This is a genomic window from Pedobacter jejuensis, assembly GCF_003725795.1.
GTDB lineage: Bacteria > Bacteroidota > Bacteroidia > Sphingobacteriales > Sphingobacteriaceae > Pedobacter > Pedobacter jejuensis.
Window position 1 is genome coordinate 1 of record NZ_RBEE01000015.1, and the last position, 9,728, is coordinate 9,728.

5 protein-coding genes are annotated in these 9,728 nt (G+C 36.8%); 3 read left to right on the forward strand and 2 right to left on the reverse strand.

Going from position 1 to position 9,728, the window contains the following annotated elements; all coding sequences use genetic code 11:
• Positions 1-746: 746 nt before the first annotated feature.
• Positions 747-2,726 (reverse strand): ATP-binding protein, encoded by a 1,980-nt coding sequence (locus tag D7004_RS10335; RefSeq protein WP_123205793.1) that lies wholly within the window; start codon positions 2,724-2,726, stop codon positions 747-749.
• A gap of 408 nt (positions 2,727-3,134) precedes the next feature.
• Here D7004_RS10335 and D7004_RS10340 point away from each other — a divergent pair, with 408 nt between their 5' ends.
• From D7004_RS10340 to D7004_RS10350, 3 genes are all read left to right on the forward strand, one after another.
• A complete protein-coding gene (locus tag D7004_RS10340; RefSeq protein ID WP_123205794.1) occupies positions 3,135-3,815 on the forward strand; it encodes a DUF421 domain-containing protein in 681 nt (226 codons plus the stop codon).
• 493 nt (positions 3,816-4,308) lie between these two features.
• Complete coding sequence (locus D7004_RS10345; RefSeq protein ID WP_123205796.1) at positions 4,309-7,188, forward strand: AsmA family protein; 2,880 nt, start codon at positions 4,309-4,311, stop codon at positions 7,186-7,188.
• Between the two features lie 447 nt (positions 7,189-7,635).
• The gene (locus tag D7004_RS10350) at positions 7,636-7,998 is read left to right on the forward strand and encodes a response regulator (protein WP_123205795.1); all 363 of its coding nucleotides are present in this window, start codon (positions 7,636-7,638) and stop codon (positions 7,996-7,998) included.
• A gap of 640 nt (positions 7,999-8,638) precedes the next feature.
• Here D7004_RS10350 and D7004_RS10355 read toward each other — a convergent pair.
• Entirely contained in the window at positions 8,639-9,061 is a 423-nt protein-coding gene (locus tag D7004_RS10355; protein WP_208646824.1) for a hypothetical protein, read from the reverse strand.
• Positions 9,062-9,728: the final 667 nt, after the last annotated feature.

Genomic DNA, 9,728 nt, shown 5'->3' on the forward strand with positions numbered 1-9,728 from the left:
AAGCGGTTTATCCACCTGGTGAATTGTTGCGATACTTTCAGCTTCCTCAGGTGTAGGACCGCCCCATATGGAAGACATGCGCATACAACCTAGTCCAAGTTTGGATACTAAAGGACCATTATAACCCAGCTTAATTTTTTTCGTATTTTCCATACTATAAAGATAGACGTTCATTAAGCATAAAAGTTGCCTATACGGCTCAAATTATTTGTTTAAACGGCTCAGGATGTTATAAGGCTATTGGATTAATTACTGTAAATACTATACTTCTGCAATTTATTTCAGACTTCATTAAGTAATGATAGGTGTTCTATTAATGTGTTTTATAGAGTTATAAAAGTGAAAGAGAAGAGGTGTAATGCTAACTTTTTTTATATTTTAATCTTAAAATTTATACAAGAAAAAGGACTAAAGAGCCAGCGGCAAAAATACGGGTAATTTTTTAAAAATTATTGGTGCTATCCAAAATCAGACTTAGTCATAAGATCAATTATAACAAACAGTACTGCTAAAGAAAATTGAGCCCACAGACTATTAATAAATCCCGTCCTTAAAGTTGTAAACTTAATATGGAAATTATAAATTTCGATTGGAAGCAATGCAAATAATTTAATTTGAGCTTTTTTATTCGGTATTTATGCCTTATAGTTACTAAGTATTCCTCGTTCTACTTGACAGCTTACTCGGAATGTGTAAGGAAAAATATTCAAATATTTAATAAGAGAATATTTTGTTACAATATGTATCTAATGTATTCCTTGTGGGATTTCAACTATAAATGATGTTCCAGATCCCCGACCACCTACAACCTTGATCACGCCCTGATGCAAATCAATAATTTCTTTGCATAGATAAAGACCAATTCCGAAGCCTGCAATTGACCCAGTTTGGGGATTTTGGACCCTGTGGTAACGTTCAAAAATCTTTTCCTGATCTTCTTTTGCGATCCCTATTCCTTCATCACTGACAGAAAACTGAATTTTATTGGCTTGTTTTTGCTGGCAGGCAATTGTTATCGTTGTTCCCATTGGTGAATATTTAACTGCGTTTCCAACCAAATTCTGGAAAACCTGTATGATTTTCTCCCGGTCCGCAATCACTGTCAGCTCATCTGTAGGTTTAAATGCAATGATGTGGGTGTGTATTGTTGAAAGCATTTCTTCCTTCAGCTCTGCAAAGAGTTTCTTTAGATTAATTTCTGATTTTTCGAGCAACATTCTTCCGGAATCCAGTCGCGATATATTCAGGAAACCATTTATCATGGCGTTCATATTACCTACCTGTTTGACTGATTTGGCAAGAATGCTTTGCTGGACAGTGTTTTCACTGAGCGATGCATGGCGTTGAAGTACCTGCAAATAGCCATTAAGGGAAGTTAATGGCGTTTTAAGTTCATGACTCACCATGCTCATGAAGTCATCTTTTCGCTGTTCATCTTTTTTTTGCTCGGTGATATCCCTTAAAGTGCCGTTGAGGCTTAATGCCTCTCCGTCGGAACCATAAAACACCTTGCCCCTTGCCTGCAGCAACCGCACTTTTATCTCCTTGGAATCGTTTATTCGATATTCAATAAAGTATTGTCCGTTTGATCCAGGACGAAGAGATTCATAGATAGCATGCATAACGCGTTCCCTGTCTTCTCCATGTATGGAACTTAATGCTAAGGAAAGATCCAGTTGCTCCTCGGCCGTTAGCCCAAACCATGATTTGAGCAAAGCGTTGCCAGAGAAAAGGTTGCTCTTGGGTTCATAATAAAACGTTGCCAGCCCACCCGCATCAATTGCCATTGCAAGCATTTGCTGGTCTTTCTCACTTCTGCGCCTGTCAAGAACCTGTTGGGTAATTTCTTCTAGAATGACCAGTACACCGGTTATTTCTCCTGAAGAAATAATGGGCTGATAGATTGAGTTTACTATTGCCTCCCTCAGTCCGCCTTCATGACGCAGTTTTACCAGAAATTCTTTATTGATCTTAGCCTCGCCAGTTGAGAAAACATTTCGCAGCCATATATTTACCGGCTGGCCTTTGAGTTCCGGTCTTGCCAGCTCATGTGGTTTACCTATGACTTCCTCTGCAATACGACCCCATATTTTAAGAATTGTCGGATTGGCGATTTCAATGATGTGCTCTGGTCCTTGTAGCACCGCGATGCCTACCGGTGCCTGCTCGATAATGGTACGAACGTGTTCACGGCTCTCTTCCAGAAGTTTGAGGGAAGCGTTGAGTTCTTCATTTGTAAAAGTCAGCTCCTCAACTGTAGTAGCCATTTCTTCAATAAGAGCCTGCTCTTTTTCTTCTTTTTGCTGAATCTGCTCTACGTATGCTTTCCTTGATGTAACCTCTTTTGCAGTGTTTAAGATGCAAAAGGTTTGCCCGTCTGGCTTTAACAATGGTCTATATTCATAATCAAAGTAGTTCGTCATTAGTACCCCATTCTTTATCAGTTGCGCCGGAGCATCTGTTACCGAGTAGGTTACACCAGAACGCCAGACTTGGTGTAAGATTGGGAGAAACGGTTGACCCTCCAGTTCTGGAATAGCCTCAATAAGTGTTTTTCCTATAACCGACACATCTTTTCCCCATAGTTCCAGCATGCCATCATTTGCAAACCGAATTACCATATCCTCACTACTATAAATAGCGGTGGGCTCCGGAGAAAACTGAAGTGCATGCAGGATCAGGTTCTCAGTAAAATTAAAGTCTTGGGGTCTTTGGTCAGTATTCATCAATAATTCAAAGGTATGCAAATCGGAATAAAAATGATGATGTACGCGGTGCGGTAATTACAAATTACTGAAATATTTATTCCCTTGCATAGATGCTTTCTGTACCTCATTTTAGGCACGTTAACATACACCTGACAATGATTGTCTTGACGTCAGTCATCCGAATGAATTATCCGCTATGGCAAACTTGAAACTTTTGATTGGCAGTAAAACTTAAAAAGTGCGGGGGAAAGGGGGTGGAATAATTTTGAAAGATATTTACCGGAAGATAATACTTAAAGATATAAAATTAAGAAAATAAGCATATGGTATCGAAGGAGCATAAATATAAAATTCATGTAAAGCGGTTAACATAAGATTAGGAATTTAAAATATAAAAATTCTTATTAATAATATCCATATTGCAATATGGAAGGAATATTTGATTGGAGCAGGATCCTGTACAATGATCTACCCGTTGCTTTCTTATTGGAAGTGGTGATGCGATCTGTGATAATGTTTCTGGTAATACTGTTAACCCTAAGGGCGTCCGGTAAGAGAGGTATCAAACAATTATCGGTTTTTGAACTTGTGCTGATCATTGGCCTTGGTTCTGCAGCAGGAGACCCGATGTTTTATGAGGATGTGGGTATTTTACCTGCAATAACGGTTTTTATTGTGATAATTTTGATGTATATGGGTATAACCCGGTTGACCGACCGCTACAGTTGGTTTGAGCGGATTATCGAAGGTAAGCCAGTATATGTTATCCAGTCTGGAAAAATATTGCTTAAAGGTCTTGAAAGTACGGGCTTAAGCCAAGAAGAAGTTTTTGCTGAATTAAGGGTATTAAATGTAGAGCACCTGGGCCAAGTCCGATCGGTGTTGGTTGAAACTTCAGGTAATCTTAGCGTTCTTTTTTTTGAAGATGACATGGTACGTCCGGGGCTGCCGATATATCCGGATCAACAAAAAATATCTAATGATGAAAAATATTGTAGCTGTTCAAAATGTGGAGAAACCAATTTATCTTTTAACAAAACAGCTCAGTGTCCTTCTTGCCATGGTAAGGAATGGTTTAACGCCCTTACAACGAAGCGGATTAGATAGCCTATAGCTGTAGAACTGATATTGATTAAGAGTTACTCATTTCCTAGTGCTGTTGATATCAGGCCCGTCATTTCATGCTGGCAGGATACAACTTTAAATATTACTTAAAAAACCCTACAAGATTAGAATTTATGGCCTGTATTATCAATCCAAATGCTCATTGGAGGCTATGAAGCCTATCTACTCTATTTCGCTCTAATTCCATTTAAAACAGGTTTTACCCCGAGCGATACCAATAGTCGGAATCTTGTGAGCGTTATAAACCTGGTTTTGATTTACTTATTTAATTGCAATAATATATGTACTCTAATTTGGTTACTGATTGACAACGACTGATATAGACTCTGTATTGGGTAGCGGGTTTGAAAGAGATTTTCAAAACAACCTTAACAGCAATGTTGTTATCAAACTGGTCTAATTCTGGAAATTAGTTTTAGGGGCAATACCTTCTATATCGCTCAAGCCCACCTTAAGTAGTTCACACATGGCACATATGAAAACAATAGCCTTTAAGGCTTTAAAATGGTTCGGGATTTTCGTAGCATTTATTTTATTATTGATGTTCCTTATTCCTTTACTATTTCCTGGAACAATATCAAAACAAGTAAAAGTTTTTGCCAATAAGCACCTTGCAGGAAAACTCGATTATAAAAAGACCCACCTTACGTTTTTCAGGCATTTTCCCTCTCTGACGGTATCTGTTGATAACCTAATTCTTTATGGTTCCAAGCCTTTCGTCAGTGATACCTTGCTCTCGGCAAAGGAAGTGGCTGCGGGAATTAACTTAAAAAGTTTGATCTTTGACGGTGAGGTAAAAATTGATGAGATATATGTGGGGGATGCATACGCTAATGTTTTTGTAAATAGTAAGGGTGATGCCAATTATAATGTATATGTATCCGGTCCGGATAAATCATCCAAAGACACAACAGAGAAAGGAACTTCAATAAGACTTGACCTAATAAAATTCAGAAATTGGCACATCAAATACAATGATCATTCCGCAAAGATACTCCTGGATGCTCAGGGTCTTGACTATACGGGAAAAGGTGGTTTGAGTGAAGATATCTTTGATCTTAAAACAGACCTTGAAATCAATAAGCTTGATTTTAGTTTGAACGATATCTATTATGCTCAACAGAAATTCCTTCATGCTGACCTGATTACAAGGATAAATACCAATGCCCTGACGCTTGTATTAAGAAAAAATGAGCTTAGAATCAATGATCTTCCCTTAAAATTTAATGGCTGGGTTAGTATACTTAAAGAGGGTTACAATTTGGATATTAATGCAGCCTCAGAAAACACTACTATTAGTGATATGATCTCTGTTTTACCACCTCAATACCTTGAATGGGCGAAAGATACAAAGCTGGAAGGACAGAGCGATTTGTTTTTTACATTGAAAGGTAAGTTTAGTAAACCGAAAGATCTAAAACCCAGGCTTACAGCGAGACTGTTTGTTAAGGATGGCAAAATCTCCAGTAGTAAAGCTCCTGTACCAATGAATAATCTAAATCTAGATTTGGACGTGGACCTGCCTTCCTTAAATCCGGAACAACTGGGCGTCAACCTTAAAACATTAAGTTTTGACCTTGGTACAAAAAATACATTTCGGGCAGTAGTGAAAACTAAGGGATTGAGCGAAATGGATGTGAAGGCAGACGTAAAAGGAGCACTGAGCCTCAGCATTCTCAATGAAACACTGGGACTTAAGGATTTTGACATGAAAGGGCTTTTAAAAGCCGACCTTAAAACCAACGGATTGTTCAGTATGGAGAAAAAACTATTTCCCAAAACAAGTGGATATATAAACTTAAAAAACGGATGGGTGAAGACTTCGTCTTATCCCAACCCGATAAGCGATATTAATCTTGCAGCAAGTGTGAATAATACTGATGGAACTTTTGGCAGCCTAATGGTAAAAATAGATCCCTTTAAGTTTGACTTTGAAGGCAATCCTGTTTTCATTCATGCCGACCTTCAAAATTTTGAAGATTTGCTTTATAAGGTTCGTGTAAAAGGATTATTAAACATTGGGAAAATCTATCAGGTATTTGCTAAGAAAGGTCTTGATGTGAGCGGATTGGTTAAGGCAGACTTATCTCTTAACGGTCGCCAAAGTTATGCTTCAAACGGTCAATACAGTAAATTGGATAATAAAGGCACATTGATCTTAAAAAACATTAAAGCAAATACTTCGTATCTGCCTAAGACCTTTTATTTAAAGGAGGGTAACTTTGAATTCCAGAACGAAAAAATGTGGTTCAGGAAATTTTATGCGACCTATGGTAAATCCGATTTCTCCCTTAATGGCTATTTGGATAATACGATAAATTACTTTCTCGAACGCAAAGGTTCCCTTCATGGAAATTTTGCCCTGCAATCTAATTTTATCCTAATCGATGAATTTATGGCTCTTAAAAGCGGAGACAATAATGATAAGTCGTTGGATATCAAATATGCAAAAGCAGAAAATCCTAAAAGTAGCGGCGTAGTGATTGTTCCTAAAAATTTGGATGTATCCTTGCGTTTAAAGGCAAAAAAGGTAGGGTTTAAAGGGATGACAATTAATCAGATCGGGGGTACGGCATCTTTGGAGAAAGGCCAAATTTATTTGAAAAAAACATCGTTTGATATTATTGGTAGCAAAATGACTATTGATGCCAGGTATCAAGACGAATCACCTCTTACTGCAAATTTCGATGTTGCTTTAAAGGTGCTTGACTTTGATGTCCAACGGGCTTACAAAGAAATCGATATGGTTCGTGAGTTGGCCACATCGGCCAAGGATGTAAATGGCATTGTTTCACTGGATTATAAACTCAAAGGTGATTTTGACCAAAATATGATGCCGATTTATCCCTCACTGGAAGGAGGAGGCGTAGTAAATTTGCGAGATGTGGAAGTCAAAAATCTTAAAATGCTTTCTGTCATTGGGGATAATGTTGGCGCAGATGCCTTCAATAACCCTGATATGAAGGGGGTAAATATTGAAACACATATCAAAAATAACCTAATTCATATTGAAGAGTTTAAATTTAAAGTCTCCGTTCTTCGACCTTCCATTAGTGGTACAACAAGTTTAAATGGACTATTAGATATACTTGTTAAGGTCGGTCTACCTCCTGCGGGATGGATAGCTATTCCGGTTGCTGTGATTGGAACTGCTGAAAAACCAAAAATTAAGTTTTTTAGCAGAACCGGACAGGGAATTCTTACGGCCATTTATAACAGAAAAATCAATAAAATAATCCGCGAAGAGAAAAGGGCTAAAGAAAAATCTCCAGCAGAACAACGTAAAGAAAAAAGGGTTCAGGAGAAAAAGGCAAAAACTGCTGAAAAAACAGTAGATAAAAACTTAAATGATTAAAGAAATAGTGATTCGAGGATATATAGTTTTCAGTTAAATATTTTAATACCTAAACCTGGGAAAATTTAATGAGCTTTAAAAGACATTCGGTAGGGTAGGTCATTAGGTAGTCACCCTGTAACTTTACATTAATACGGCGAAATTGAGGTTAAGTAGGAGAAATCTGCTCTGAAATATGCCGGCAATCTTCAAGCCTAATTTCTTCTAAATTCATGTTTGTTAAAATAAGAACTTTAATCTGTGCAATTTGTTCAGTATTTTCCATACCCTTGAAATTCGAGTGCATTTAATTAATTTAGGCTACTGAAATGTATAGATTATTTTGAAGATAGTGTTTTATATCGAGATATAATGAATGTTGATAAACAAAAAGGAGATTAAAAAATCATCTTTATAACGACATATCAGCATTTATTTATTGCCGTTACTTTTTATAATAATATTTACATGAATAAGAAAATTTTGTTTATGGATGACGACCCACTTGCGCTGTATAGTTTTGGGTCAGTGCTTAAAGACGCCGGTTATGAAGTAAAGTGTGTTGAATCGCCTGAATTGTTCTCTTCGCAGATTAATGATTATTTGCCTAATCTGATTATTTTAGATATAAGGCTCGGAAATACTGATGGCAGGAAAATTTGTAATGAATTAAAGCTGACTTTGGCTACCCAGAACATTCCCATCATAATGCTTACTGCATTGTCTCATGAGGAGATCAGCAGAATGGAATGTGAGGCTGACGCGATAATCGGAAAATCGCTTGATTCAGCAAATTTACTCCTTACTGTGGGTGATCTTTTAAAAAACTAGGTGTTTAGTGAAATATATTATGAATATTGGCTGCACATTTTCATTCACGCACACAGCAATCTCTATTTTTCTGGTGAATTGACTACAGGAGTGTGGCAGCTAAGAATATTTTTGATAAACTTTAAAAGCTTTAACAATTTTGGATTAAAGGGCTAAGCGGGATTGTTCTAAGGTTCGGAAGCTGATTTTTCCATATCTCTAGATCGTTCCAGCATATACCAAAAGATTTTTCAACATATTTAAAAAATTTAAGGATAGGTATTATAGAATTGACTTTGAGTTTCGCGAGATGTTTCCCAACGCTGAGGTAATCGAAGGGAGCATTATTACTGAAGAAAGTCGAATAAATAGTACAAAGGGAAAACGAATTATGTAAATACTTTGGATTTATTCACAGAAAAGAAAAGGTGTCAATTGGTACCATACTCGATTTATTTTTATTGGTTTAATAGATAAAGCCATTCACCATTTTTTTAATGTGAAAATAAGCCCTGTTCCGGACCACTAAAAAAAATTTTTTGCAGAATTATTCCAGTTAGACTTTATACTAAAACCCATTCGATGGTTTTGCCATTTAATTCGTAAACATTTGACTCAGTAGGTTCCAGCTCGATTTTTGCAATATCTTTTTAGCAATTGGTTATTTTTTCTCATTTAATTTTCCGTAACTGTTATTATATATTTTTCCTTTTTTCGGATGCGTAAATTTCAATCCAGACCAAGTATGGTTAATACTTAAGCAAGTACTTTCTACTAATCCAAATTCATAACCCAACTTAATTACGGTTTTTATATTCAAATCAGTGCTTAATTTACCAACTTTCGGCCAAGAGACCCATAGCATTCCATTAGTAACTAAATGCTCTTTTAGCTTTGGAAACTGCTCTAAAAATTTAGCTTGAGTTATTACAAATAAATGTATGTAATCAAATTCTTTATCAAGTTTAGTTGATATGTCAAGAGTTGGTAAACCAATATTTTCGATTGCTTCTTCGTTTGTATTAACAAAATATGATTTTGAATTTTCTTTTATACCCATTTTTTGAGATACTGTTCTATCCATTTTATCAATGTTTATTGGTTCTCTAAGTATTAAGAGAAGGCTGGTTAAGGATACATGATATTCCTCTATCGTTTACGAGGTAATTTATATTGGATACTCTTCTTTTCTGTTTGTCCTTGATAAGCAACAAAGTTTTCGATTCATGAATTGTTCTTGTCGATGAGGGTAATCCTTTGGCAAACCAGAATTGATTTATTATCCATCGGATTTATTGTTTTCTCCTTATCAAAGTTTATAGCCTACAGAAATCCCGTAAATGGAATTTTTTAGTTTCCCATCTGGTTTATAATCTCCGTAATTGGGCATGAGGTTGGCCAAACCAAATCCTCCTTCCACCTGAAAGGACAACCGCCCACCAAATTCATAACCTAAAACAGTTGACAAGCCATAATCAAATGCACGTCCGTAGGTATAGGATTCTAGCGCACCACCTTCAAAGCCGTCATTTCTGAAAATAACATCACCATGATTGCCTATATTAATGTCCCCGATTACTGCACCCGTTGCTGATGTCCATTTCCCACCTGTTCCATAGGCCAGTTAAGGGCCTGCTGGATATTCTGGAGCATGTTGACCCCTCAATTATGTTTTCCAATTCCGGTTTACGGTAAAACCATTTAAAGCTTTTACTGACATTCCGGCGGATGCTGACCCCACCCTTGGGTAT